We start from the raw sequence: 25,511 nt of genomic DNA, 5'->3' as shown, positions 1-25,511 counted from the left end.
TTTTCGGGCCTAATGGCCGGCCTGGTGTTCGATCTGGTGCTTTTCGGCGATGGGCGGCGTAAGGGCGTCGGGCGCCGGGCCGCTGCTGTTGCGGGCTCTTGCTTCTTCAAGATCGCGGGTCAGCGCCATGTTTTTTCCTTTGAGCTCCTCCACTTCCCGTTTGTGCACCCGGTTTTCGTGGCGGGCCTGATGACCGCGCAGCCAGGTGACGACGGACCCGACGATCAGACCGATGAAGGCAGCGGCCAGCAACAGGGCATAGAGCGGCAGGTCAAAGGCGAAGGGAAGCGGATTGAGCGAAAACACTACGGCCTCCCGATTGGCGATACTGAGGGCAGCAACCGCAAGGGCGATGACAAGGAACAAAATCCAGGAAATAAACTTCAGCATGAATGGCCTTCTGGTTCAGACATGGGTTTCTGCCAGACTAACGGTTTTCCGGAAAAATGGCGAACCTTATCAACCCTCGGCGTTGAGTCGGTCGCGCAGGTCTTTTCCGCATTTGAAATAAGGCACATATTTCTTTTCCACCTGCACGGCTTCCCCGGTGCGGGGATTGCGGCCAACACGCGCCGCCCGCTCCTTGGTGGAAAAGGCTCCGAATCCGCGCAGTTCGACCCGGTCGCCACGTGCGAGAGCATCGGATATTTCGTCAAAAATCGTGGTAACAATACGTTCCACATCGCGTTGGTATAAATGGGGATTATTTTCCGCGATGATTGTTATTAGTTCAGATTTTATCATTCGACACTCCCCGCCCCTGAAATTTTCTCGTTAATCTGACATTTTCCCAACTATCCATCAGGTTGCCAAAGGGAGAGCAGTCCGTCAAGTGTAAGTCGTTCTGATAAAACGCTTTTCCCCATCATTTCCCCTAAAAGCCGCGCAATCAGAGGTTTTGGCTCACTATAATCGATGGTCCGAAGGGGCAGGCTGGACGGAATCTGCCGGACTGATTCCAGCCAGGTTTGCGCTTCCGTGATGCCGCCGATTTCATCAATCAGGCCATTATTGACCGCCACCAGGCCGATGACGACCCGCCCGTCGGCAAGGCTGCGGACTTCATTTTCATCCAGTGGCCGTCGGTCGGTTACGAGGCCGACGAACCAGTCATAGGTAGCGGTGACCATCTCCTGCAGGTTCTCCCGCCCGGCTTCCGAGATCGGCTTGAAGGGGGAGGGCTCGCCCTTGAGCGCGCCGGAGGTGATCGCCGTCGCGCTGACGCCGACCTTTTTCATGAGCTCGGAGATTTCGGTCAGCTGCACAATGACGCCGATGGAGCCGACGATGGAGGATTCGCCCGCGAAAATACGGTCCCCGGCAAGGGCCGTCATATAGCCGCCCGAGGCACCGACGGTGCCGATCACGGTGACAACCGGCTTGGTTTCGGCGACCCGGCGAAGCGCCTTGTAAAGCCGTTCGCTGCCATAGGTCGAGCCACCGGGGCTGTTGATATAGACAATCAGCGCCTTGGCGGAGGCATCCCGGATAACCCGGTCGATGGCTTCCTGCCGACGGTCGTTCTCGACAATGATTTCGGTGATATCGAGGCGGGCCACATGATCCGTGACATCGTCCTCTGTCATCGCATTGAAAATCCAGACGCCGACAACGATCAGCAAAACAATCGCGAGGAGGCGCCAAAGCGTCAGGCGCCGCTTCAAACGGCGCCTGACTTTGTAATCTTCGCTATCGGCCGACATGTTCAGTCACCCGACGAAAACAGATATGACCGATAGCGACAGTAGACATGAAGGGATTACCCGTCTGCCTTGTCGTCGGATCCGCCATCCTCTTCGGAGGCCTTGCGCATGGCGGCCCCGAGGATGTCACCAAGCGACGCGCCGGCATCGGAAGAACCATACTGTGCAACAGCCTGCTTCTCTTCCGCCACTTCACGGGCCTTGATCGACAGCGTGACCTTGCGGGTCTTGTTGTCGATGGCCGTGATCTTGGCGTCGATCTTGTCACCGACGGCGAACCGGTCCGGACGCTGCTCGGCGCGATCGCGGCTCAGCTCACCCTTGCGGATGAAGCCGACAACGCCTTCGCTGATCTCGACATCCAGTCCGGCGTCCTGAATCTTGGACACCGTGCAGGTTACAACCGCGCCCTTCTTCATTTCTGCCGCACCGGCAAACGGATCTTCCGCGAGTTGCTTGATCCCGAGGGAGACGCGTTCCTTCTCGACGTCGATGTCAAGAACCTTGGCTTTGACCGTATCGCCCTTCTTGTATTCCTGAATGGCTTGCTCGCCCGGCTGGGTCCAGTCGATATCCGACATATGGACCATGCCGTCGACATCGTTTTCAAGGCCGACGAACAGACCGAATTCGGTGATGTTCTTGACGACGCCCTCAATCTCGGTGCCAACGGGGGTTGTCTGGGCGAAGCTGTCCCATGGATTGTCCATGCACTGCTTCAGGCCAAGGCTGATCCGGCGGCGGGCCTGATCGACCTCAAGCACCATGACTTCCACTTCCTGGGAGGTGGAGACGATCTTGCCCGGATGCACGTTCTTCTTGGTCCAGCTCATTTCGGAGACATGGACAAGACCTTCGACACCGGCTTCCAGCTCAACAAAGGCACCGTAGTCGGTGATGTTGGTGACACGGCCCGTGAATTTCGCGCCGACCGGATATTTGGCTTCCAGGGCTTCCCAAGGATCTTCCTCAAGCTGCTTCATGCCGAGGCTGATGCGCTGGGTATCCTTGTTCAGGCGGATCACCTGGACCTTGACGGTTTCGCCAATGGTCAGGGCTTCCGACGGATGGTTGACCCGGCGCCACGCGATATCGGTGACATGGAGCAGACCATCGACACCACCCAGATCGACGAAGGCGCCGTAATCGGTGATGTTCTTGACCACACCTTCCAGTGTCTGGCCTTCTTCCAGCGTGCCGATCAGCTCGGAGCGGGCTTCGGCGCGGCTTTCTTCCAGAACGGCGCGGCGGGAAACAACGATGTTACCGCGGCGGCGATCCATTTTCAGGATCTGGAAAGGCTGCGGAATACCGCGCAGCGGGCCGATGTCGCGAACCGGACGAACGTCGACCTGGCTGCCGGGCAGGAAGGCAACGGCGCCGGAAAGGTCAACCGTGAAGCCGCCTTTCACGCGGCCGAAGATAATGCCATCGACGCGCTCGCTCTTGTCGAACGCCACTTCGAGTTTTTCCCAGGCTTCCTCGCGGCGTGCCTTGTCCCGGGAAAGGACGGCTTCACCGGCGGAGTTTTCGATGCGTTCCAGAAAAACCTCGACGGTATCGCCAACGCTGAGTTCGGCGTCCTGTCCGGGAGCGGCAAATTCCTTGAGCGGAATGCGGCCTTCGGACTTCAGTCCGACATCAATGATCGCAAGATCATTTTCGATATTGATCACGGTTCCCTTGATAACGGTGCCTTCCAGGCTGTCACTGGCACCATAGGACTCGTCAAGAAGCGCCGCAAAATCTTCAATTGCGGGCATGCCTTCTTCGGCAATAGATGTATCTGTCATATTTGATTTCCTAGCAATCCTGATATCAGGCCAAACCGGTTCTCCGGCGGATTGATGGCCACAAGCTTCTCCAGTTAAAAGATACGCACGCGAGAGAAGCGTAATTTTCATGGTTCCGGCGTGGTCGGAACGGTTCATCCTTGCAGTCTAGGCGGCGTCAATAATCTTGCAAGCCGCGTTAACAGCCGCCTCTATATCCAATTTTGACGTGTCAAGCAAGTGGGCATCGTCGGCTTTTTTAAGCGGCGCCGCGTCCCGGCCGGTATCGCGGGCATCCCGCGCCTGCAAATCCTCCAGCACAGCCTCGAAACTTGTGTCCACGCCTTTGGCGGCCAGTTCGTCGTACCGGCGGCGGGCGCGAATCTCGGCGCTGGCGGTCACGAACAGCTTCACATCGGCATCGGGACAGACGATGGTGCCGATGTCCCTGCCGTCCAATACCGCACCTTTCTCCCGTTTTGCGAAGTTTCGCTGATATTGAAGGAGCTCGTCGCGCACGCCTTCATTCGCGGCAACGACGGAGGCCGCCTCGCCGGTTTTCTCGTCACGAAGAGCAGGATCGTCGAGGGCAATTTCCCCGACATGGCGCGCGGCAGTCACGGCGGCGGTGGTATCGGCCGGATCTTGCCCATTGCGCAGCAGCTTGAGGCCAACCGCGCGGTAAAGCGCACCGGTATCAAGATAATCGAGCTTATATATATCAGCGATTCGCCGCGCCAGCGTTCCTTTTCCGGCGGCGACCGGACCGTCGACCGCGATAATCATGAAGCCTCTTCCTCGCGGATATCTCCGCCCAGACGACGCAGCAGATTGGCAAATCCGGGAAAGCTCGTCTCCATCACCCGGCCATCATCCACGGTGACGGGATTTTTCGCGCCCAGCCCCATGACCAGAAAAGACATGGCGATGCGATGATCGAGATGGGTTTCAATGCGCCCGCCACCCGCCGGCGGGGTGCCGTTGCCGTCGATGATCAGGCCATCCTCGAACTCCTCCAGGGTTGCGCCGCAGGCGATCAGCCCGGCAACCATGCTGGCGATCCGGTCCGATTCCTTCACCCGGAGTTCCTCAAGGCCGCGCATGACGGTCTTGCCGATCGCGAAGGTGGCGGCGACGAACAGCACGGGAAACTCGTCGATCATGGTCGGCGCGCGCTCCGGCGGAACCGTTATCCCCTTAAGCGCACTGCCGCGGACATGAAGATCGCCGACAGGCTCCCCGGCCTGATCGCGCTTGTTCAGAATCTCGATATCCGCGCCCATTTCCTTCAGCGTTATGAACAGCCCGTCGCGCAGCGGATTGAGCCCGACATTTGTAATGGTCACATCAGAGCCCGGCAGGATGGCCGCCGCAACCACCATGAATGCCGCCGACGATGGATCGCCCGGCACGGTAATATCGGCGGCGGAGAGTTCCTGCTGTCCCTCATACTCAATGACGCGGCCGCCGGTATCGAGGTCGGTCACGGTCACCGTCGCGCCGAAATGGCGCAGCATATTCTCCGTATGGTCGCGGGTCGGCTTGGGCTCGGTCACGCGGGTGAGGCCGGGGGTATCGAGCGCAGCCAGCAGGATCGCGGATTTCACCTGGGCGGAGGCAACGGGGAGTTCATAGTCGATCGGCATTAGCTCCCGCCCGGTCACGGCCAGGGGGAATCGCCCACCCGAACGGCTCGTAATCAGGGCGCCCATCTCCTCCAGCGGCAGCCGGACCCGACCCATGGGGCGTTTATGCAGGCTGGCGTCGCCGGCGAAGAAGGTGGTGAACGGGCAGGCCGCGACCAGCCCCATCAGCAGCCGCGCCGCTGTTCCGGAATTTCCCATGTCAAGAACCCGCTCCGGCTCGGCGAGGGCGCCGATACCATTACCAGTGACCTGCCAGCTGCCGTCCTCATTCTTGCTGACGGTTGCGCCGAGCTGGCGCATGGCGGCGGCGGTACACAGCACATCCTCCCCCTCCAGCAGGCCGGTGATCGAAGTCGTCCCGGCGGCGAGGGCCCCGAAAATAAGGGCCCGGTGGGAAATCGACTTGTCGCCGGGCACGGTAATGATGCCGGTCAATGGCCCGGAGGCGTGCGCCGACATCGGAAGCGGGGATGAGGAATGAGAGGTCATGGATCTTCGGCCGGATATGCCTTCGGGCTTGAAAATAGGGAAACTCCTGCACCGGGGTTTTAGCAAGGTTTTTTACCGATGTCACATAAAGCTGAGCCCAAATGAAAGAAACTTTTGACAGCGCCCGGTTATTCTGGCAATTCACCCTCTCTTAAAATGCTTTGGGGTGCCATTTTAGCCGATTTGGCATCCACATCAGGATGAGGTGACAATGGCAAAACCGGAATGGGGCGAAAAGCATCGTTGCAGTGCTTGCGGAAAGCCTTTTTACGATATGAAGAAAACGCCGATTATCTGTCCGGCCTGCGGCGAAGAAAATACACCAGAACGGTTGTTGAAACCGCGCCGGCCTTCCTCCGGTCCAACGGAAGCGGCAAAAAAAGCGGCCGCAGCGGCAGCAGCGAAGAAGAAAGCGGACGATCTGGCGGATGATGATGATGAGGATACGGACGTTGATGACGATCTCATTGATCCGGACACAGTCGATCTTCCTGATGATGAAGAGGATGATGATGATCTTTCCGGTGTCGTGATTAAGCCGAAATCCGACGACGAAAGCTGATTTCATCCCGGAGTCACTTTTGACTTGAATCTGAAAGGGCTTCGGCATAGTTTCCGAACCCGCGGCGGGCGTACCCGCCACTATGGGGCCATAGCTCAGTTGGGAGAGCGCTTGAATGGCATTCAAGAGGTCGACGGTTCGATCCCGTTTGGCTCCACCATTATTTAAAAAGGCCCTGCCTGTGCGGCGGGGCCTTTTTTGTTTTCACGCGATGCAGTGATTATTTACGCCGCGGCGCGTTGCGGGCGGCGGTTACGCTGGCGGGGTCTGCCCGACCCGGCGTTCTGGGATTTCGGCGCGCCTGAGCGGCCGCCCCCGTTATTCTGCCGGTTGCCGGAAGCGGCGCCTGAGCGGCCATTTCCACCACCACGGCGCCTGCGTCCGCCATTTGCAGGCTTGCTGTCCTCACCGACCGGGGCATTGGCGATGCCTTCCGCATGAAAGGGATGATCTTCCAGCACCGGTACGGGCTGGCGGATGCTCTTTTCGATATCCTTGAGGTATGCGCGCTCCTCATGATCACAGAAGGAGAGGGATGATCCCGTCGCGCCGGCGCGTGCCGTACGGCCGATCCGGTGGACATAGCTTTCGGGCTCGTTCGGGATCTCGAAGTTGATCACATGGGTGACACCATCGACATCAATCCCGCGTGCTGCCACATCCGTCGCCACCAGGGCACGGGTCTCGCCGGCGCGGAACTCATTGAGCGCCTTCTGCCGGGCATTCTGCGATTTATTGCCGTGAATGGCGGCGGATGAAATGCCCAGCTGTTCAAGCTGACGCGAGACTCGGTTGGCGCCATGCTTGGTGCGGGTGAAGATCAGGACCCGGCTCAGGCTTTCGTCTTTCAGCACATGTGCCAGCAGTTCACGCTTGCGCCCCTTTGGCACCATCAGGACATGCTGCGCCACTTTTTCCGCGGTTGTGGCTGCCGGGGCAACCTCTATCCGGATCGGATGGGTGAGAATACTGTTGGCAAGCTTTTCGACCGACGTCGGCATGGTCGCGGAAAAAAGCAGGGTCTGCCGTTTTGTCGGCAGTTGCGCGATGATTTTCTGAATATCGCGGATAAAGCCCATATCGAGCATCCGGTCCGCTTCATCAAGCACCAGATACTCGACATTGCCGAGATTGACATGGCGCTGGTTCATGAGATCGAGCAGGCGGCCCGGTGTCGCGATCAGGATATCGACACCGGCCGTCATTGCCTTAATCTGCGGTTTGGCCGATGCCCCGCCAAAGATCAGGGCTGTTTTCAGATGCAGATATTGTCCATAGGCGCGGATATTTTCGGAAATCTGCATTGCCAACTCCCGCGTCGGCGCAAGGATCAGGGCGCGGGCGCCCCTTGCCGTACGCTTTCCCTCTCCGGTCAGAAGTTTCTGGATCAGGGGCAGCGAGAAGGCGGCGGTTTTACCGGTGCCGGTCTGTGCAATTGCGATCAGGTCTTTGCCGTTCAGAACGGCGGGAATCGCCTGCTGCTGGATTGGCGTCATGGTTTCATAGCCGCCCTCTTCGACAGCGCGAAGGACGGATTGGTTCAGACCGAGGTCTGTAAATTTTGTCATTACTCTCGTTACTTTCCAGTTTTTATAAGGCCTGTTGCAGCGCAGACGCTTCCCGATCCAAACAACCACAAACGACCGGTCGAGTTTCTCGATCGATGCGGATGTTTTGCTGTTTCGGGGGTGGTTTCGACGGCCTAATGAATAGAGATCGAAATTAGCGCCATGCGAAAAGCTGCAACGCGACACTCTACTGGTATCGCTTCGGCAATGGTGCGACTTATACGCTAAATTACCGGAATGTCAAACTTTCTCTATTTGCCCGCCAGCGACTTCAGGCGCTTTTGGGCGTCCGACGCGAGGGTGCGGGTAAGCTCCCCGGCGTCCAGATCGCGTGCCAATGCCGCGGCCTGTCCCGACCAGAGGGAGGTGAAATCGCCCGATCCGGCGGCTTCCGCCCTGGCTTTCAGTGGCGCAAGCGCCGCACCGGCTGTCGGGAAGGGCGGGGTCTTGTCCGAGATTGGCCCGACCTCCTGGATTACCCGGTTGATCAGCCCGCGCGCGGGCTTGCCGGAGAACACATTCGTCAAGACAGTCTGGTCATCCTTTGCCTGATGAAGGGCGTCCCGATGAATATCTGTAATCAGCGCTTGCGGCGTAAACAGATAGGCGGTGCCAATCTGAACACCGGTCGCGCCCAGGGCAAAGGCGGCGGCAATTGCCCGGCCATCGGCAATGCCGCCTGCCGCAATAACCGGCACTTTCACGGCATCGACCACCTGCGGCAGAAGCGCCATGGTGCCTGCCTGGGCCGTAATATCCTTGGTCAGGAACATGCCGCGGTGGCCGCCCGCTTCATAGCCTTGCGCAATAATCGCATCGCAGCCGTTTTCTTCCAGCCAGCGCGCCTCCCTCACCGTTGTCGCGCTGGAAATAACGCGTACGCCTGCGGCCTTGACCCGCGAAAGCAGGGAGGGGTCGGGCAGGCCGAAATGAAAGCTGACCACATTCGGCTTGATTTCCTCAACCAGTGCGCACATGCCCTCATCAAAGGCGCGGCGGGCAGGCGCAGGAGCGACATCGGAAGGGTCAAGTCCGAACTCTTTATAGAATGGCGCGAGACGGGTGGTCCAGGTCGCCTCCTGTTCCGGCGTCGGAGTTACGGCGGTATGGCAGAAAAAATTCATGTTGAACGGTTTTGCCGTTTGTTGCCGAATAACGCCTGCTTCGGCGCGTATCTGATCTTCACTCAGCATGGCACAGGGAAGGGAGCCGAGCCCGCCCGCCTCGCTTACCGCAATTGCCATGGCGGAACCATTGGCCCCCGCCATGGGCGCCTGGATGATCGGCAATTCGATTTGAAACAGATCTAGCAGCTTTTCGTTAGGCCACATGACAAGCCCTCCCGACTAGAGAATACCCTCGATTAACCTGTCCTAAATTTTAACGATTTGCAAGAAAGTCGCTGACCCTTAGCCCTTCGCGCCGGCCGCAACGAGTATGTTGGGCAAAATACTACTCCCCGCCGGTCAGGCGGCTGCGGGTTTGTGGGGAGACGGGGGCGATGAAGGCGGCGCTGGCCATGTCGATCAGGTTCTCGACCGCGCGGTCAAAGTTGAACGCGCCGGTTTCCTTAAGCTTGCGTGAGCGTACGGCCTCGATATCCGCAACGGCGAAGATGATCATCGACCGGATGGTCGCAATCCTGGTCATCCGCAATTCGGCGGGAATATGGTCAAGCTGCCGGAGCAAGAGCTCGTTCATCCGCTTGATCCCCCGGTCGGCCTTGCCGGCGATGATGTCATCAAAGCTGACGGTCGGGCTGCGATGCACCTCCAGCAGGAAGCGGTTGTAGAAGCTCGGCTGCGATGATTCCTCGATCGGGCGAATGAAGGGAATGACGGCGGTTGCCAGAATGCTGCGGATGTCATCGCCGCGCCCCTCCGCCAGCAATTCATCGATCATCCGGTTGCGATGGGCATCGATCTTGCTGACCCGCCACATGAGGATTGCCTCGATCAGGGCCTCGCGGGAGCCAAAATGATAATGCATGGCGGAGGAGTTACGCTGGCCCGCGCCTTTCAGGATTTGCTGTAGCGTCACCCCGTCGATGCCATGGATCGCAAACAGCCGCTCCGCCGCGGTCACGATCCTGAGCTTCGTTCCCTCAAGTGACTGAACGTCCGGGACGGCCGGAGGCTCAATGGTCAGCTGTTGGAGGCTATTGCTGTTTGTCATAAAGGCTGTTTCCCGAAATACAATTGTATCGGTCCCATATTATCGCCTTGACAAATTAATCACAAGCAATTAATCAATATCAATTAATTGAAAGTGATTAATGCATAAAAAGAAAAGGAGAGGGAAATGGTGATGTTGAATATTGTCGCGGACAAACTGCATTTTGAGCCGATGACGGTGCGGCTGGGCGCGCTTGTTTCGGGCGTGGACCTGCGGGAAACCCTGGATCAGGCAGTGATCGACCAGCTCTCCGATGCGCTTGTCAAATACAAGGTCCTCTTCTTTCGCGGCCAGAATCTCACGCGCGAACAGCATCTTGCCTTCGGTCGGCGGTTCGGCGAGCTGGAGATTCATCCCCTCACCCAGCATAAGGAGGGGTTCAAGACACAGAATATCGATCCCGAAATCATGGTCGTGGAAAGCACGGCAAAATCGCAGATAACCGCCGATGAATGGCACAGCGATGTGACCTGGCGGAAGGATCCGTCGCTCGGCTCGATCCTGAGATGTATTGTTTCCCCCAAGGTCGGCGGCGATACCTTGTGGGCGGATATGGAAGCCGCCTATGAAGGGCTGGATGACGAGACAAAGGAAGAGATCGAGGGCCTGACCGCCATGCATGACTGGAAACCGTTCCGTCAGGCAATGTATGCCCAGCCGGGCACCGAGGAGCTGGTCAAGGAACTGAAAGCGAAATATCCGCCGTCGGAGCATCCCATCGTTCGCACCCATCCGGTTTCGGGGCGCAAGGCGATCTATGTGAACAACCCGTTCACCACCAACATCACCGGCAAGACCCGTCAGGAAAGCATGGAGCTTCTGACAAAGCTCTACCGGACGGCCTCGACACCGGATTATCAGGTACGCTTCCGCTGGGAACCCGGCTCCATCGCCTTTTGGGACAATCGCAGCACCCAGCATTACGCCGTCGGGGATTTCTTCCCGGAGCATCGCCTGCTGGAGCGGGTAACGGTGGCGGGCGACCGTCCTTTCTGAGGACAACGGCGCGTCATCGAGTGCGTATTCGCATGGACAAGGCGCATTCTGTTCTGTAGTGTGCGCCCTGTCATGGGGGAGTAGTCTGCTCAACTTCCAATGAGTGACTCTGTCAACATACTCGGGCCCTCACGGCCTGTGGCAGGGTCGCGGTGCGTTTGACCGCATCGCCGACAAGACCCAAGGCAAACAACGGTCCCGTCTGCGGGAGGCCGGTGTTTGTTCTTGGTTTTCGTCCCGCTGGAAAGTCATTATGGAAGCGTTTCTCACCTCTACCTTCACCGTCGCCCTTGCCGAAATCGGGGATAAAACCCAGCTTTTGTCGCTGTTCCTGATTGCGAGGTTCAACAAACCCTGGAGCATCATCGCCGGTATTCTTGTCGCCACCCTTGCCAATCATGCGCTCTCTGCGGGGGCCGGGGTCTGGCTCGGCCAGTTTCTTGAAAGCGAGATGGGGCAATGGCTTATCGCCGGCAGCTTTATCGTGGTCGGGCTCTGGCTGTTGATCCCGGACAAGGAGGGGGAACCGACGTCACGCTATGACGGCCATGGCGCCTTCGTGGTATCGACATTGCTGTTTTTCCTCGCGGAAATCGGCGATAAAACGCAGATCGCGACGGTTCTTCTGGGCGCGCATTTCACGGCGATCCTGCCCGTTACCCTCGGCACGACACTCGGGATGCTGCTCGCGAATATCCCGGTCGTCCTGCTCGGCGCCGCGCTGATGAAACGCATTCCGCTTAAAATCGCCCGCCTTGTCGCGGCGGCGGCGTTTGTTCTGACCGGGCTGGTCGCGCTTCTGGCCTAGTCAGAATTTATGTCGAGGTTCCGGGCCGATCCCGCGTGATCCTGAAATCAATCTCGTTGCCTTTGCTGTCAAAGCCGCCCCTTAACTTGTTTCCCCGTTGTTCACCGCATTCAAAACCGCTTTCGCCTTGTCACAATGTTCAAGACCGGTAACGACATCGTAAGCGAAATAGTTCCGATTATAATCATACCCTCTCTTGAAGCTGTCAGACCATTTGAAACGCTCCTTGATCGCGTGGATGACTTTAATGTCCGCGCCGCTTCCATTGTAGGTCCGGCAGAGGTCACTGTACGTGACATACCAGCCAATGACATAGGCGTTGTTAAGGTCTACGTCGGAAATATCCACCGGTTCGCTTTTCCCGGCGCAGCTTGCAAGTAAGAATACCCAGATAATCGAAAAATATCTCATCCTGTTCCCTCAATAAGTGTTCTTCCATAAATAGATCAACCACGTCTCTTGGTGCAACCGTTAGTTTTGACTAGATGCGCCAAGGCGCGGATATCGTTTATTTATTGTTTGCAATCGGGTTTGAATTGGCCCATCCCTGTTAAGTGCGATGTCTGACAAGAACGATAAAAAGAGAGGGAACGCATGAGCTTCGAGGAAAAACTGTCCGAATTTGAAAAGCGCAAGAGCAAGGCCGAGGCCATGGGCTCTCCGCGTCATCTCGCGGCACGCAAAGCTGATGGTATCCTGAATGCCCGGGAGCGGATATCGGCGCTGGTCGAAGACGGCAGCTTCGAGGAGTTCGGGCTTTTCGCAACCAGCATAAACCCGGACATGCGGGACCGGACGCCCGCTGATTCCGCCGTGTGCGGTTTCGGCTCGGTCGATGGACGGATGATGGGGATCAATTCGGCGGATTTCTCGACCGTTGCCGCCTCTTCCGGCCGGGTCCAGCTTAAAAAATACAATCACATCCGGGATCTCTGCGTAAAGAACGGCCATCCGCTCATCAATCTGATGGAATGCGGCGGTGGCCGGCTGCCCGATGTCATGGGGGCCGCCGGGATCGGGGCCGGGGGCGAGTCGGGCCGCTATTTCAGCCGCCGCGTCGTTCCGACGGCGGCTGGGGTGCTGGGTCTGACCTATGGCCGCGGTGCGTTCTCCTGTGTGCTGTCCGATTTTACGGTCATGCGCCGTGGCGCCATTCTGGCGGTTTCCAGCCCGAACGTCACGTCCGGCTCTATCGGCGAGGCGGGATCGCTGGAGGAGCTTGGCGGGACGAATGTGCATGGGAAGATTACCGGTCTGATCGACAAGATCGTGGACAGTGATGAGGAAGCCCTGCTCGCGATCCGGAAATTCCTTTCCTATCTGCCGGATCACAACCGCATGGCGCCGCCGGTTGTTCCCGTTCCCGCCGGGGCGGATGACCGGGGGACGGAGCTGCCGGACGTGGTGCCGATTGAGCGGCGGAAGACATATGATATTCGCCGCGCGATCGAGGCCATTGTCGATCCCGACAGCTTTTTTGAGTTGAAGGAGCGCTTTGCCCGTCCGGCGGTGACCGGTCTTGCCCGGCTGGGCGGCCAGACAATTGGCATCGTGGCAACGAACCCGCGTCACAAGGGAGGAGCCCTGGATGCCGATTCCTGCTCCAAGATCACGAATTTCATCGTTCTGTGCGACAGCTTTAACGTGCCGCTTGTCTTTATGGCGGATACGCCGGGATTCCTGATCGGGACGGAGGCGGAGCGGCGCGGCATGGCGGGCCGGATCATGAATTTCCTCGCGGCCGTGGAGGAGGCGACCGTGCCCAAGATCGCCCTTGTCCTTCGCAAGAGTTTCGGCCAGGCCTATATCAACATGGGCGGCGGCAAGGCGGATGAAACGGCGGCCTGGTTTTCCTCCGAGATCAGCTTCATGGATCCGAAAATCGCCGCGAGCGTTGTCTTTACGGGGAAGGAGGACGGCAGCGGCAAATCGCTTGAGGAACTGACGGCGGAACTGTCATCGGACACCACCCCCTACAGTCTTGCGGCGCCCTATCTCGGACACGCCATCATCGATCCGCGGGAAACGCGGTCCTACCTGATATCACGGCTGGCCATCCATAGTCGGTCGCTGACCAACGGGGTGGGCGAGCATCGGCTGGCGAACTGGCCGCCGGTATCGTTCTAGGAGGTTTCCCCGCCCGGCGCCGGCCTTTTCCGAAGCAGCCCGAGGATGCGACCGTCAATGAGGGCGAGCCCGGCAAAGATAACGGCGGTGCCGATCAGGGCGAAGGGATGGACCGTCTCCCCCAGGACGCCGACGCCGAGGATCAGAGCGGTCACCGGGATGAGGAACGTTACCAGTAGCAGATTGACTGCCCCTGCCAGCACCAGAACCCGGAAATAAAGAATATAGGCGAGCGCCGTTCCGGCGAGCGCGAGGCACAGCATCGCCCCGATGCTGATCAGGGAGGGCGTTGCGCTGAACGGTGTCTCCAGCACCAGCACGACGGGGAGCATGACGATGCTGGAGCAGGCGAGCATGCCGAAGGCGTTGACCAGCGCCGAGCTGCGGCCCAGCCGCTTGCCCCAGATACCGGCAAAGCCATAGGAAAGAGCGGCCCCGAGAATGGCGATCTGGCCGAGGCTCTGAAGGCTGATGCCATCCACCAGCGTTGGCTGCATCATGATGAAGACACCGCAATAGCCGAGCAGGATGCCAAAGAGTTTATGCCGCCGCAGCTTCTCGTCGCGGGTGAAGAAATGGGCAAGGATGGCGCCGAACAAGGGCGTCGTGGCGTTCAGGATCGAGGCGACGCTCCCCGTAATATGGGTCTGTCCCCAGGTGATCAGGCTGAAGGGGATGATATTGTTGAGCAAGCCCATGACCAGAAAGGCCGTCCAGATCGCCCCGTCGCGGGGAATCGCCTCTCCCGTCACCAGCAGATAGGCCAGCAGCGCCAGCGCGGCGACGGAGACCCTCAGAAAAACAATCGTGAAGGGCGTAAAGTCAACAAGCGCCAGCTCGATAAAGAAAAAGGTGCCGCCCCAAAGAAACGACAGGGCGATTAACATTCCCCAGATTCGCAGCGACATCCCTAGCCCTCACTACCCGTCTTTTGTAATAGGAGCATATTGTCATTCGGGTTCGCGGGAAACTATCCGAATTCTGACATGATATTCGGAATATGCTTTCTCCTGTGCGTGATTTTGTCTTGATCCATATCAATGCTATCATGGCCGATACATATATTTTGGGAGACAATAGTTTTTGCAGGAGAGTGATCCGTGGATATGAAAGCTGCCGAAAAACAACTGCGGGATATGCTGACCGAGGGGGAACAGCGGTTAAAGGACATTGAGCAACGCCTCCGCGGGAGCCATAGCGCCTCCTTCAGTGAGCAGGCGGTCGAGCGCGAAGGCGACGAGGTCGATGAAAGGCTCGAAGAAAGCGTGACCCGAGAAATCGCCCTGATTCGCTTCGCCCTTGAGCGCATTTCCGGCGGGGAATATCAGACCTGCTCTTCCTGCGGCGAAGAGATCAACGAAGCCCGCCTGAAAGCCCTGCCCTATACGACCATCTGCATAAACTGCGCGGAAAAGGGGTGACGGTCACTTGCCGAGGCAGTCGGCGACATTGTCCGCCAAACCGGTCAGCAAGCTGAAATACAGCTCCGCTCCGGGGTCGATATCCGCCCCGAGCGGATCGAGGGTGCCGAACTTTATATCCATTCCCTCGGCGGCCGTGCGGACCAGCCGGTCATCGAACTGCGGTTCGCGAAAGATACAGCGGGCGCTCGTTTCCTTAAGTTTCTCGCGGATATCTCTAAGCTTTTTCGCAGACGCAGGCGTCTCGGGGTCCAGCGTCAGGGAACCGACCGCCATCAGGTTATAGCGCCGCTCGAAATAGGGATAGGCGTCGTGAAGCACGACATAGGGCTGTCCCTGCACCGGCGCGAGTTTTTCTGCAAGCTCCGTATCCAGCTCTATGAGCCGGGCTGTCAATGCGTCGGCATTGGCCATGTAGATGCCCCGATTCTCGGGATAGAGCCCGGCAAGTTCCTCCGCAACGGCACGGACGATACTTTTCGCGATGTCCGGATCCAGCCAGATATGAAGATTGTCTTCCTCCAGCCCGTGCTCTCCTTCATGCTCATGAGTGTGGCTATGGCCATGATCGTGATCATGCTCATCCCATGCGCCACCCTCGCGTCGCTCCAAAAGTTCGATATCCGGAAGATGGGCAAGCGGCACCTTGTGCACCCCCTCGGGCAGGGAGTCGAGCGCGGTTTTCAGGAAGCTCTCCATCGTCTCATTGACATAGAAGACGATCCTGGCCTTCTGCAGATACTTCACCTGGGAGGGTTTGAGGGAAAAGCCGTGAAGGGACTGCGCCCCCTCGATCAGCAAGGTTGCCTCTCCCGTGTCTCCCATTACCCCCTGAACCAGTGAATGCAGGGGTTTGATCGTCACTACGACATCCCGCGCGGTTGCCGTGGAAGCAGTCCCGGCGATCAGGAGGGCGAACATCAGGCTTATAAAAATTCTGGTCATGAGCTATATTTTCGACTTTCCGGTTGCGAAGAGGCGCAATGTTATATTATAACATAACCATGTCAATTGTCCTTTTGGAATTTTTTTTATGCATAATTGCACGACCCATAATGACTGCATTGCCGATGCCCTGGAACGGGCGGAGGAAATCTGCGCCGAGCGGGATTTACGCTTCACGGACGTGCGACGCAAGGTGCTGGAGCTGGTCTGGCAGAGCCATGGGCCGATCAAGGCCTATGATATTCTCGACAGGCTGGATCAGCGGATTGCCGCGATCAAGCCGCCGACGGTCTATCGTGCGCTGGAATTTCTGACGGAGAACGGCCTTGTCCACAAGATCAGCAGCCTCAACGCCTTTGTCGGCTGCAGTCATCCGCTCAAGCATCGCGAATGTTACTTCCTGATCTGCTCCGATTGCGGGGAGGCGAAGGAATGCTGCAACCCCGATATTACGGACATCATTTCAAAAACCAGCCAGCGGAACGAGTTCGTCGCCGATCACGTCACGCTTGAGATCACCGGCGAATGCGGTGATTGCCGCAGGACGCATTAAGCCGATGGGAGAGTTGCTCTCGGCGCGCGGGGTCAGCGTCCATCGTGACGGAAATTCCATCCTGGAGAATGTCTCTCTCAGCATTGGCGAGAAGGATTTCATCACCATCATCGGCCCGAACGGCGCGGGCAAGTCCATGCTGCTGAAATGCATGATGGGGTTTTATGCCCCCTCAGAAGGAGAGGTGTTCCGCCGGGATGGCCTCAAAATCGGCTATGTGCCGCAGCGTTTGGTGGCGGATCATACGGTGCCGATCCGGGTGCGGCGGTTCCTCACCCTGCGCAAGAAAGCGGGCAAGGCAAAACTGGCAACCGTCGCCGAGGAAACAGCAATCGAGGATATTCTCGACAAGCCGCTTCATGTCCTCTCGGGCGGGGAGTTGCAGCGGGTTTTGTTGGCGCGGGCGCTGCTGGATGATCCGGACCTTCTGGTGCTGGACGAGCCGGCGCAGAATCTCGATGTGACGGGGCAGCTCGCCTTTTACAAGCTGATCGAGAAGATCTATGCCGAGAGGGATGTCAGTATCCTGATGGTGTCCCACGATCTTCATCTTGTAATGTCAAGCACGCGGGAGGTTGTCTGCCTCTTCCATCATATCTGCTGCTCCGGCGAGCCGCATATGGTGACACGGGACCCGGAGTTTATCAGCCTGTTCGGCAATGACATGGCGCGGCTGATGGCGGTTTATAACCATAGTCACGATCATGACCACGACCACGACCACGACCATGATCACACTCATGATCATGCACAGCACCACGGAGGGACATCTGGTCATCATCATGACCATTCTCAGGAAGACGAGGCGGCGCGATGATGGATGATTTCATCCTGCGGGCGCTGGCCGCCGGGATCGGCGTTGCGCTGATTGCCGGGCCGCTCGGCTGTTTCGTGGTCTGGCGGCGGATGGCCTATTTCGGCGATTCGCTGGCCCATAGCGCACTTCTTGGCATTGCGCTTGGCCTGCTATACGGTCTCAATATAAATCTTTCGACGGTCATTATCTGTGCGGTTTTTGCGCTGCTGCTTGTCTGGTTGCAGCAGCGGCGGGTGCTGGCGACGGATACATTGCTCGGCATCCTTGCCCATGCGGCGCTGTCCATTGGCATGGTGGCGCTCAGTTTCCTGAACAATGTCAGCTTCGATCTCTACAGCTATCTGTTCGGGGATATCCTGACCGTCCGGATGATCGACCTTTACTGGATTTATGGCGGCGGGCTGCTGGTGATTGGCCTTCTGGCGCTCAACTGGTCGTCCCTCACCCTGATGACATTGCATGAAGACCTCGCGCGGGCGGAGGGGGTGAATACGGTCTGGGCCAACATTCTTCTGATGCTGTTGATGACGATCGTGGTGGCGGTCTCGATCCGCATTGTCGGTATCCTTCTGATCACCTCAATGCTGATTATCCCGGCGGCGACGGCGCGGCAGCTTGTTACTTCGCCCGAGAGCATGGCGATCTGGGCCGCGGTCCTCGGCCTGATCGCTGTTGTGGGCGGGATATCGGGTTCTGTCGAGTTCGATACACCCTCCGGTCCCAGCATCGTGACCGCCGCCGCCATCATGTTCGCGCTGTTGTCGCTATTGGCGGCGTTGAAACGGCAGAGCTGAAATCCTGCTGACATAAAACAATCGTAATATCTTGCGATTAACTTGCCTGTGCGATTTATTGGGATCATATAATGATCCAACGACAATAATCCGAAGGGAAGAAAATGGCGGAAACGCTTCGAACCAGGGCAGGCGGACAAATACTGGCGGATCAACTGGCATTGCAGGGGGTGGACACGGTTTTTTGCGTGCCCGGCGAGAGCTATCTTGCGGTCATCGACGGGCTTTACAGCTATGCAAACAGCATCCGCATGATCAACACACGGCATGAAGGCGGGGCCTCCAACATGGCGGAGGCCTATGGCAAGCTGACCGGGCGGCCCGGCATCTGCATGGTGACGCGGGGACCCGGCGCGACGAATGCGTCCATCGGCCTGCATACCGCGTTTCAGGACAGCACGCCGATGATCCTGTTCGTCGGTCAGGTCGGGCGGGATGCGCTGGACCGCGAAGCCTTTCAGGAGATCGACTATCGCCGGATGTTCGGTGAAATGGCCAAATGGGTGGCCGAGATAGATGATGTGCGCCGGATTCCCGAATATGTCAGCCGCGCTTTTTATACCGCGCTTTCCGGCCGTCCGGGCCCGGTCGTTCTGGCGCTGCCCGAGGATATGCTGACCGATATGGCGGACATTGCCGATATCGCCCATCCGGCAATCGCGCCCAGCATTGCCCCCGCTGCGGCGGACATGATGGCGCTGGAGGCGCGGCTCGCCATCGCGGAACGCCCGTTCATGATCGTCGGTGGTTCCACCTGGAGCCAGGCTGCGGTAAATGACATACAGGCCTTTGCCGAAAGCCACGGCATTCCCGTCGGCGCCTCGCTCCGCTCGCAGGACTGCTTCGACAACCGCCATCCCAACTATGCCGGGGATGTGGGGATTGCCATTAACCCCAAGCTGGCCGCCCGGATAAAGGAGAGCGATTTGCTGATGGTCGTCGGGCCGCGCCTTGGCGAAATGACGACGCAGGGCTACACATTGGTGGATGTTCCGAACCCGTCCATGACGCTGGTGCATGTCCATCCGGGTGTTTCCGAGCTTGGCCGCGTTTATCTTCCGGATATCGCGATCAATGCGCGCATGCCGGAGTTTGCCGCCGCGGCCCGCGCCATGGCGCCAGGCGGCGTAAAGGCGCGCGAAGGCTGGGTTATGAACGCCCGCGCCGACTATCTCGCGCGAATCAAACCGACGGATGTGCCGGGTCCAGTCAACCTTGGAAAGATCGTCGCTTACCTGAACGAGACGCTGCCCGAGGATGCGATTATCACCGCCGGGGCGGGCAACTATGCCGTCTGGGCGCACCGCTTCTTCCAGCACAAGAAATACCGCACCCAGCTCGCGCCCACCAGCGGCGCCATGGGCTACAGCGTTCCGGCGGCGATCAGCGCCAAGCTGACGGAGCCGAACCGCGCGGTCGTCAGCTTTAACGGCGATGGCTGCTTCATGATGCTGGGTCAGGAACTGGCGACGGCCATTCAGTTTAATGCAAATGTGATCTTCATCATTGTGAATAACGGCATGCTCGGTACTATCCGTATGCATCAGGAGAGGGAATATCCGTCGCGGGTGCATGCGACAGGGCTTTCAAATCCGGATTTCGCGGCGCTTGCCCGGGCCTACGGGGCCTTTGGTGAGCGTGTGGAGAGTACGGAAGAGTTTGCGGAGGTTTTTGCCGCGGCCCAGGCCTGCGGGACGGCGGCGGTGATCGAACTGGTCGTGGATGCAGAGGCGCTGACGCCGGAGCAGAGTTTATCCGATATGCGGGCCCAGGGCGAGAAGGCGAAAGCCTGATTGTCGTCAAGAGGGAGGGGGACAATGATTGAATTCTATACTTGGGGAACACCCAACGGCCGGAAGGTCTCGATCCTGCTGGAAGAGCTGGGTCTGGACTATCGTGTCCATCCCATCGATATTACGGCGGGAGACCAGAAATCTGCGGATTTTGTCGAGATTTCGCCAAATGGCCGGATTCCGGCAATTGTCGATACCGATACAGGCATCCGGATGATGGAATCCGGTGCGATCATGCTGTATCTGTCGAAAAAGGCAGGCGGCAAGCTGGTCCCGACGGAAGAGAAAGCCTACTGGCAGATGATGGAATGGCTGATGTGGCAGATGGGCGGTCTCGGCCCCATGTGCGGCCAGGTCCATCATTTCCTGCGCTTCAATCAGGGCAAGGCGCCCTATGCCGAGGAGAGATACCTTACCGAGGCGAAACGGCTTTACGGCGTGCTGGATACCGCCCTTTCGGATCGCTCGTTCGTCGCCGGCGACTACAGCATTGCCGATATCGCGATCTGGCCCTGGATTTCCCGGTTTGAGTGGCAGACAATTGATTTGGAACAATATCCGAACGTAAAGAGTTGGTATCATCGCATTGCGGACCGTCCCGCGGTACAGAAGGGCTATCACATTCCGAAATATGTCTCGGATATTCCGCGCAGCAACTAACATCTTTTTGCAGAAGAATTTTTTGCCCCTCATTAAGGGTTATTAAACAGGTTATTTTTATGGTGCGTAAAAACAGATTATTTTAAGAAAAAACAAAAACGGCTGAAGGACCTATGTGTTTGTGATGAACGGGCTATTCGTTGGTGAGGGAACCCTCCTAGTTCAATGCGCCGAGGATTTCCGGCGCGCAGGCGGTGAGATTACCGGTATTTTGAGCCATGAACCGCGGGTTCGTGCCTGGGCAGAAGCAGAAAAACTACCGCTTTTCGATGCGCCGGATGACGAAAAGCTGAACGGTCTTGCCTTCGATTATCTTTTCAGCATCGTCAACCTGACCATCTTCCCGCAGCACCTGCCGGTTCAGCCTGCAAAATTCGCCATCAACTTCTTCGACGGACCGTTGCCGAAATATTGCGGGATCAACGTCACCTCCTGGGCGCTGATGAACGGGGAGACCGAGCATGCTGTTACCTGGCATGAAATGAAGGACACGCCGGATGCCGGCCGGATCCTGAAATCCCGCACCGTGCCCGTGGCCGCAGACGAAACCTCCATGAGCCTGAACGCAAAATGTTATGAGGCCGGGCTCGCTTCCTTCACCGAACTGGTGCAGGAGCTTAAGAATAACACTGTCCAGCCGCAGGAACAGGGAGCTGAGCGGAACCGCTATGATGCGACCATGCGCCCTGAAAATCTCGGCGCGCTCGATTTCACGAAACCGGCGGCTGAGCTGGACCGGCTGGTCCGCGCGCTGGATTTCGGGGCCTATGCCAACCCGCTCGGCGCCGCGAAGCTGTGGACGGGCCGCGGGATATCCCTTGTCGGAACCCTAAAAATTGCGGATGGGCCCGCCAGCGCCTCGCCGGGGCAGGTTGTTTCCGTTGATAACGACACTGTCCGGATTGCCGCAGAGGATCATGATGTCATCCTCGGGGCGTTTCGCTGTCTCGCAGGCGAGCCACGGCACCCCAATGCACTTGGCCTTCAAGCCGGAACGACTATCCCGGCGCTTGCCGATATTTCCGATGATCTTCTGAATGCCGCGGCGGGGGCCGAGCTTTACTGGCAGGAGACGCTCGCGGGCGCCATGCCGCCGCAATCACCCTATCCGTCGAACCGGGATATGGCGTCGGGTGCCGTCACGGCGCCGGTACCCGTCAGCGGAACCATCGACGCGGACGACGCGACGGCGGCATTTCTGGTCTGGCATTCCCTCCTCATGGGGGCGAAGACGGTCTCTTGCGGGACGGATATTACGGGGCAAGCGCATCCGCTGATCGCCGATACCCAGCTTGTCACCCTGCCCGTGAACGGCGATGACAGCGTGCGCGCGACGATTGACGCCTACCGGAACATCAAGGCCGACGGCGAGAAAGCGGGGCCGCGAACTGTCGATCTTATCGCCCGGATACCGGATCTGGCGGTGCGGGATTTGGCCTTGCGCGCTCTTTCGACGGCGGTCACGGCGAAGGATGGCAGCGATCAGGAGCTTTTGCAGGACCGTAATCTGGTGCTGGCCGTCGGTTCGTCGCCGCGCCTGATTGCGCGTACCGGGCTGTATGCGCGGGATATGCTGACGGCGATGGGGCGCGATATCGCCTTTTTCATCAATGCCTTCACGGCAAACAGGGATGCGGCGCTCAAGACGCTGCCGCTTACCGATCCGGGCGAAGAGCAGATCGGCATGGATCATATGGGTGTCGCCTATCCGCGCGATAAACGCATTCATGAGGTCATCCGCGAACAGGCCCGAAAGACACCGGAGGCAACCGCCCTCAAGGCCGATGGCCATGTACTGACATATGCTGATCTTGACCGGCGCACGGATGCTCTCGCTGCGGCCCTCATTGAGCGGGGCGCCGGACGGGGAAGCGTTGTCGGGCTCTGCCTGGAACGTTCGACCGATCTGGTGGTGTCGCTGCTGGCGATCCTGAAGACGGGCGCCGCCTATCTTCCGCTTGATCCCTCCTATCCGGCGGAGCGGGTTGCCTTCATGATCGAAGACAGCACGACCCCGCTTATCGTCGCCAGCCAGAAGACGGAGTTCAAATTCCGCCTGGACCCGAAAAAGATTGTGTATCCGGATGCAACCGGCGGCGAAACAGCTCTTCCGGACGGTGATCCTTCCGATCTTGCCTATCTGATGTATACCTCCGGCTCGACCGGTATTCCGAAGGGGGTCATGCTCACCCATCAGAATATCGTCAACTTCTTCACCGGGACTGATCTGACGGTTCCGCAGGATGGCGAGGTGCGCCTGCTGGCGATTACGTCGGTGTCCTTCGACATCTCGGTCCTGGAAATCTTCTGGACGCTGGCGCGCGGCTATACGGTGGTTCTGCAGACGGATGGCGTTTCCTCAACCCCGGTTCCGGGGTTCAGCCTGTTCTATTTCGCCTCCGAAGTGGCGGGCAGCGGCCCCGAAGCCTATCGTCTGCTGCTGCAGGGATCGAAATTCGCCGATGAGAACGGTTTTGAGGCGGTCTGGACACCGGAGCGGCATTTCCATGCCTTTGGTGGCCTTTACCCCAATCCGGCGGTGAGTTCCGCGGCGGTTGCCTCCATGACCAGGAATATCGATATTCGGGCGGGTTCCTGCGTTCTGCCGCTGCATCATCCCATTCGCGTGGCGGAGGACTGGGCGCTTGTCGATAATATCTCAGGCGGGCGCGCCGGTATCGCAATTGCCAGCGGCTGGCAGCCGAATGACTTCGTGCTGCAGCCGGATAATTTCGACAACCGCAAGGATGTCATGCTGGATGGCATCGACATGCTGCGAAAACTGTGGCGTGGCGAGAGTGTCTCTTTCCCCAATCACAAGGGCGAGGAGATTGAGGTATCGACCCTGCCGCGACCGGTGCGCGGGGATATCCCGCTCTGGCTGACGGCGGCCGGGAACCCGGAAACCTTCGCGGCGGCGGCGGAAAAGGGCTGCTATGTGCTCACGCATCTGCTGGGTCAGAAGTTCGAGGATGTGGCTGAGAAAATCCGTGCCTACCGCATGGCCTGGCGCGAGGCCGGGCATCCCGGCGCGGGCAAGGTCACGCTGATGCTGCATACCTTCGTCGGCGAGGATGAGGAGCAGGTGCGTGAAGCGGTGCGTGAGCCGATGAAAGGCTATCTCAAAAGCTCGGTCGATCTGTTGCGCCGCGCGTCCTGGAGTTCGCCGACCTTCAAGCAAAAGGCTGATGCGACCGGTCTGACGCCGCAGGAAGTATTTGAAAAACAGGAACTTACCGAAGAAGAGACGAATGCCCTGCTCGATCATGCGTTCGAGCGCTACTACCAGACAAGCGGCCTGTTCGGCACCCCGGACAGCTGTCAGGAACTGGTGCGGGAGATTGCCCGCATGGGGGTTGATGAAATTGGCTGCCTGATCGACTTCGGTGTCGATACGGATCTGGTGCTGAAGCATCTCACCTATATCAATGAGCTCAAAAACAATCTGCTGGCGGAAGGCGGCGTTGCGCGTCAGGCTTCCGTTGCCGAGCAGATCGCCGAGCATGACATCACCCATTTCCAGTGCACGCCTTCCATGGCGTCTTTCCTGGTGGCGGAACAGGCCGGTCGGACGGCGCTTGGCAAGCTGGATGTCATGATGGTCGGCGGCGAGGGATTCCCTCCGGATCTCGCCCGGAACCTGCGCTCCCATCTCAAGGGAACGTTGCTCAATATGTATGGCACGACGGAAACGGCCGTCTGGTCCTCTGTTGCCAATCTTCAAACGATTGGCGAGACCATCCCGCTTGGGGAGGCAATGGCCAACACGGTCTATTCGGTTCGCAACGAGTACGGGCAGGCGCTGCCAAGCGGCGTTGCGGGGGAACTCTGGATTGGCGGCGACGGCGTCGCGAAAGGCTACTGGAATCGCGAGGAACTGACGGCGCAGCGCTTCCTGGATACGAGTGAAGGCCGGTTCTACCGGACAGGCGATCTGGTGCGGCATATGCCCGATGGCCGCCTCGAATTCCATGGCCGGATGGATAATCAGGTCAAGGTGCGCGGTCACCGGATCGAGCTCGGCGAGATTGAAGCCAAGCTCGGATCACTCGATGAGGTGAAGGATGCGGCGGTAACCGTGTTCGAAACCGGCGACAGCGACAAACGGCTGGTCGCATTTGCCACGGCCGCCCCCGGAAAACGGATTGATCCGCAGGAAGTCCGTAAGAAGCTTGGCACCATGCTGCCGGAATTCATGACACCGTCGCAGGTGATCGTGCTGGATGTGATGCCACAGACGCCGAACGGCAAGATCGACCGCAAGGCCCTGCCCAAACCACAGGCGCAGGCCAGCAGTTCGACGGAGGCCGCGCAGAGCGACACCGAAGCTGCCATTGCCAAAATCTGGTGCGAGGCGCTCGGGCTCGGCGAGGTCGGGGTGACCGATAACTTCTTCGATCTTGGCGGCCATTCCCTGTTGGTGGTTCAGGTTCAGCGACGCCTGAAGGAGCTGTTCGACAAGGAAGTGGCAATTACCGACATGTTCCGATTCTCGACCATTCAGGCGTTGGCGCGTCATCTTGATGGCGCCGGAGCGGGCGACGGCGAGAACACGGCGGCCATGCGCGGCGCCCAGAGAGCGGCCGCGCGCCGGGCGCGGATGACCCAAAGAACAGGGACATCTGTACAGTAGGAAAGATTTTTGGCAGGATGGCATTCTGTCACCTTATTGAAACCGTCAG

General features: G+C 58.6%; 23 protein-coding genes, 1 tRNA gene and 1 riboswitch. Of the genes, 12 read left to right on the top strand and 12 right to left on the bottom strand.

The features are described 5' to 3' along the window. Window positions 1–9: 9 nt before the first annotated feature. The 6 genes from AAC599_RS01060 to aroA form a co-directional block, all read right to left on the bottom strand. Window positions 10–390: a lipopolysaccharide assembly protein LapA domain-containing protein gene (locus AAC599_RS01060; RefSeq protein ID WP_340148550.1), complete on the bottom strand. Its 381-nt coding sequence runs from the start codon at window positions 388–390 to the stop codon at window positions 10–12. 69 nt (window positions 391–459) lie between these two features. Further along, window positions 460–744: an integration host factor subunit beta gene (gene ihfB, locus AAC599_RS01055; protein ID WP_293960421.1), complete on the bottom strand. Its 285-nt coding sequence runs from the start codon at window positions 742–744 to the stop codon at window positions 460–462. Between the two features lie 50 nt (window positions 745–794). After that, window positions 795–1,703, bottom strand: coding sequence for a signal peptide peptidase SppA (gene sppA, locus AAC599_RS01050; RefSeq protein ID WP_340148549.1), 909 nt, complete (start codon window positions 1,701–1,703; stop codon window positions 795–797). A 56-nt stretch (window positions 1,704–1,759) separates the two neighbouring features. Continuing rightward, window positions 1,760–3,496, bottom strand: a complete 1,737-nt coding sequence (gene rpsA / locus AAC599_RS01045; RefSeq protein WP_340148548.1) for a 30S ribosomal protein S1 — start codon at window positions 3,494–3,496, stop codon at window positions 1,760–1,762. 147 nt (window positions 3,497–3,643) lie between these two features. Next, window positions 3,644–4,261, bottom strand: a complete 618-nt coding sequence (gene cmk, locus AAC599_RS01040) for a (d)CMP kinase (RefSeq protein WP_340148547.1) — start codon at window positions 4,259–4,261, stop codon at window positions 3,644–3,646. Next, window positions 4,258–5,610, bottom strand: a complete 1,353-nt coding sequence (aroA, locus tag AAC599_RS01035) for a 3-phosphoshikimate 1-carboxyvinyltransferase (RefSeq protein ID WP_340148546.1) — start codon at window positions 5,608–5,610, stop codon at window positions 4,258–4,260. Before aroA ends, cmk begins: the two co-directional genes overlap by 4 nt. Window positions 5,611–5,821: 211 nt before the next feature. On the opposite strand from aroA, the gene AAC599_RS01030 reads away from it, so the two are divergent. Together AAC599_RS01030 and AAC599_RS01025 are read left to right on the top strand one after the other, a co-directional pair. Continuing rightward, window positions 5,822–6,172, top strand: a complete 351-nt coding sequence (locus AAC599_RS01030) for a TIGR02300 family protein (RefSeq protein ID WP_340148545.1) — start codon at window positions 5,822–5,824, stop codon at window positions 6,170–6,172. A gap of 84 nt (window positions 6,173–6,256) precedes the next feature. Next, window positions 6,257–6,332, top strand: a tRNA-Ala gene (locus AAC599_RS01025). A gap of 64 nt (window positions 6,333–6,396) precedes the next feature. Here AAC599_RS01025 and AAC599_RS01020 read toward each other — a convergent pair. From AAC599_RS01020 to AAC599_RS01010, 3 genes are all read right to left on the bottom strand, one after another. Continuing rightward, on the bottom strand, window positions 6,397–7,740 hold the full coding sequence (locus AAC599_RS01020) for a DEAD/DEAH box helicase (RefSeq protein WP_340148544.1): 1,344 nt from the start codon (window positions 7,738–7,740) through the stop codon (window positions 6,397–6,399). Between the two features lie 251 nt (window positions 7,741–7,991). Next, the gene (locus AAC599_RS01015; protein WP_340148543.1) at window positions 7,992–9,071 is read right to left on the bottom strand and encodes a nitronate monooxygenase; all 1,080 of its coding nucleotides are present in this window, start codon (window positions 9,069–9,071) and stop codon (window positions 7,992–7,994) included. A 121-nt stretch (window positions 9,072–9,192) separates the two neighbouring features. Beyond that, window positions 9,193–9,915 carry a helix-turn-helix domain-containing protein gene (locus AAC599_RS01010; RefSeq protein WP_340148542.1) on the bottom strand — a complete coding sequence of 241 codons (723 nt, stop codon included), beginning with the start codon at window positions 9,913–9,915 and terminating at the stop codon, window positions 9,193–9,195. 126 nt (window positions 9,916–10,041) lie between these two features. On the opposite strand from AAC599_RS01010, the gene AAC599_RS01005 reads away from it, so the two are divergent. Both AAC599_RS01005 and AAC599_RS01000 read left to right on the top strand, forming a co-directional pair. Further along, on the top strand, window positions 10,042–10,911 hold the full coding sequence (locus AAC599_RS01005; RefSeq protein ID WP_340148541.1) for a TauD/TfdA family dioxygenase: 870 nt from the start codon (window positions 10,042–10,044) through the stop codon (window positions 10,909–10,911). A gap of 63 nt (window positions 10,912–10,974) precedes the next feature. Further along, window positions 10,975–11,160: riboswitch (yybP-ykoY riboswitch) on the top strand. 4 nt (window positions 11,161–11,164) lie between these two features. Continuing rightward, a complete protein-coding gene (locus AAC599_RS01000) occupies window positions 11,165–11,719 on the top strand; it encodes a TMEM165/GDT1 family protein (protein WP_340148540.1) in 555 nt (184 codons plus the stop codon). Between the two features lie 81 nt (window positions 11,720–11,800). On the opposite strand, the gene AAC599_RS00995 is transcribed toward AAC599_RS01000, so the two are convergent. Beyond that, window positions 11,801–12,130, bottom strand: coding sequence for a hypothetical protein (locus AAC599_RS00995; protein WP_340148539.1), 330 nt, complete (start codon window positions 12,128–12,130; stop codon window positions 11,801–11,803). A gap of 183 nt (window positions 12,131–12,313) precedes the next feature. Between AAC599_RS00995 and AAC599_RS00990 the strand changes: the two genes are divergently transcribed. Next, window positions 12,314–13,846 (top strand): carboxyl transferase domain-containing protein, encoded by a 1,533-nt coding sequence (locus tag AAC599_RS00990; RefSeq protein WP_340148538.1) that lies wholly within the window; start codon window positions 12,314–12,316, stop codon window positions 13,844–13,846. On the opposite strand, the gene AAC599_RS00985 is transcribed toward AAC599_RS00990, so the two are convergent. Continuing rightward, window positions 13,843–14,754 carry a DMT family transporter gene (locus AAC599_RS00985; protein ID WP_340148537.1) on the bottom strand — a complete coding sequence of 304 codons (912 nt, stop codon included), beginning with the start codon at window positions 14,752–14,754 and terminating at the stop codon, window positions 13,843–13,845. The two genes, AAC599_RS00990 and AAC599_RS00985, sit on opposite strands and share 4 nt — an antisense overlap. Window positions 14,755–14,952: 198 nt before the next feature. On the opposite strand from AAC599_RS00985, the gene AAC599_RS00980 reads away from it, so the two are divergent. Beyond that, window positions 14,953–15,267, top strand: a complete 315-nt coding sequence (locus AAC599_RS00980; RefSeq protein ID WP_340149057.1) for a TraR/DksA C4-type zinc finger protein — start codon at window positions 14,953–14,955, stop codon at window positions 15,265–15,267. A gap of 3 nt (window positions 15,268–15,270) precedes the next feature. Here AAC599_RS00980 and AAC599_RS00975 read toward each other — a convergent pair whose 3' ends face one another. Continuing rightward, window positions 15,271–16,212: a zinc ABC transporter substrate-binding protein gene (locus AAC599_RS00975; RefSeq protein ID WP_340148536.1), complete on the bottom strand. Its 942-nt coding sequence runs from the start codon at window positions 16,210–16,212 to the stop codon at window positions 15,271–15,273. Between the two features lie 88 nt (window positions 16,213–16,300). Here AAC599_RS00975 and AAC599_RS00970 point away from each other — a divergent pair, with 88 nt between their 5' ends. From AAC599_RS00970 to AAC599_RS00945, 6 genes are all read left to right on the top strand, one after another. Continuing rightward, a complete protein-coding gene (locus AAC599_RS00970; RefSeq protein WP_293960341.1) occupies window positions 16,301–16,765 on the top strand; it encodes a Fur family transcriptional regulator in 465 nt (154 codons plus the stop codon). Continuing rightward, on the top strand, window positions 16,743–17,582 hold the full coding sequence (locus AAC599_RS00965; RefSeq protein ID WP_340148535.1) for an ATP-binding cassette domain-containing protein: 840 nt from the start codon (window positions 16,743–16,745) through the stop codon (window positions 17,580–17,582). The genes AAC599_RS00970 and AAC599_RS00965 overlap by 23 nt, the downstream gene beginning before the upstream one ends. Further along, window positions 17,579–18,376 carry an iron chelate uptake ABC transporter family permease subunit gene (locus AAC599_RS00960; RefSeq protein ID WP_340148534.1) on the top strand — a complete coding sequence of 266 codons (798 nt, stop codon included), beginning with the start codon at window positions 17,579–17,581 and terminating at the stop codon, window positions 18,374–18,376. Before AAC599_RS00965 ends, AAC599_RS00960 begins: the two co-directional genes overlap by 4 nt. A gap of 104 nt (window positions 18,377–18,480) precedes the next feature. Continuing rightward, window positions 18,481–20,169, top strand: a complete 1,689-nt coding sequence (locus AAC599_RS00955) for a thiamine pyrophosphate-binding protein (protein ID WP_340148533.1) — start codon at window positions 18,481–18,483, stop codon at window positions 20,167–20,169. Between the two features lie 24 nt (window positions 20,170–20,193). Beyond that, window positions 20,194–20,829: a glutathione S-transferase N-terminal domain-containing protein gene (locus tag AAC599_RS00950; RefSeq protein WP_340148532.1), complete on the top strand. Its 636-nt coding sequence runs from the start codon at window positions 20,194–20,196 to the stop codon at window positions 20,827–20,829. A 124-nt stretch (window positions 20,830–20,953) separates the two neighbouring features. Beyond that, complete coding sequence (locus tag AAC599_RS00945; RefSeq protein WP_340148531.1) at window positions 20,954–25,462, top strand: MupA/Atu3671 family FMN-dependent luciferase-like monooxygenase; 4,509 nt, start codon at window positions 20,954–20,956, stop codon at window positions 25,460–25,462. The last annotated feature ends 49 nt before the right edge of the window (window positions 25,463–25,511 follow it).

The sequence above is a fragment of the uncultured Sneathiella sp. genome (genome assembly GCF_963976355.1).
Lineage (GTDB): Bacteria > Pseudomonadota > Alphaproteobacteria > Sneathiellales > Sneathiellaceae > Sneathiella.
Note: the sequence above shows the minus strand (reverse complement) of the source record. Positions and strands in the feature narration are given on the sequence as shown.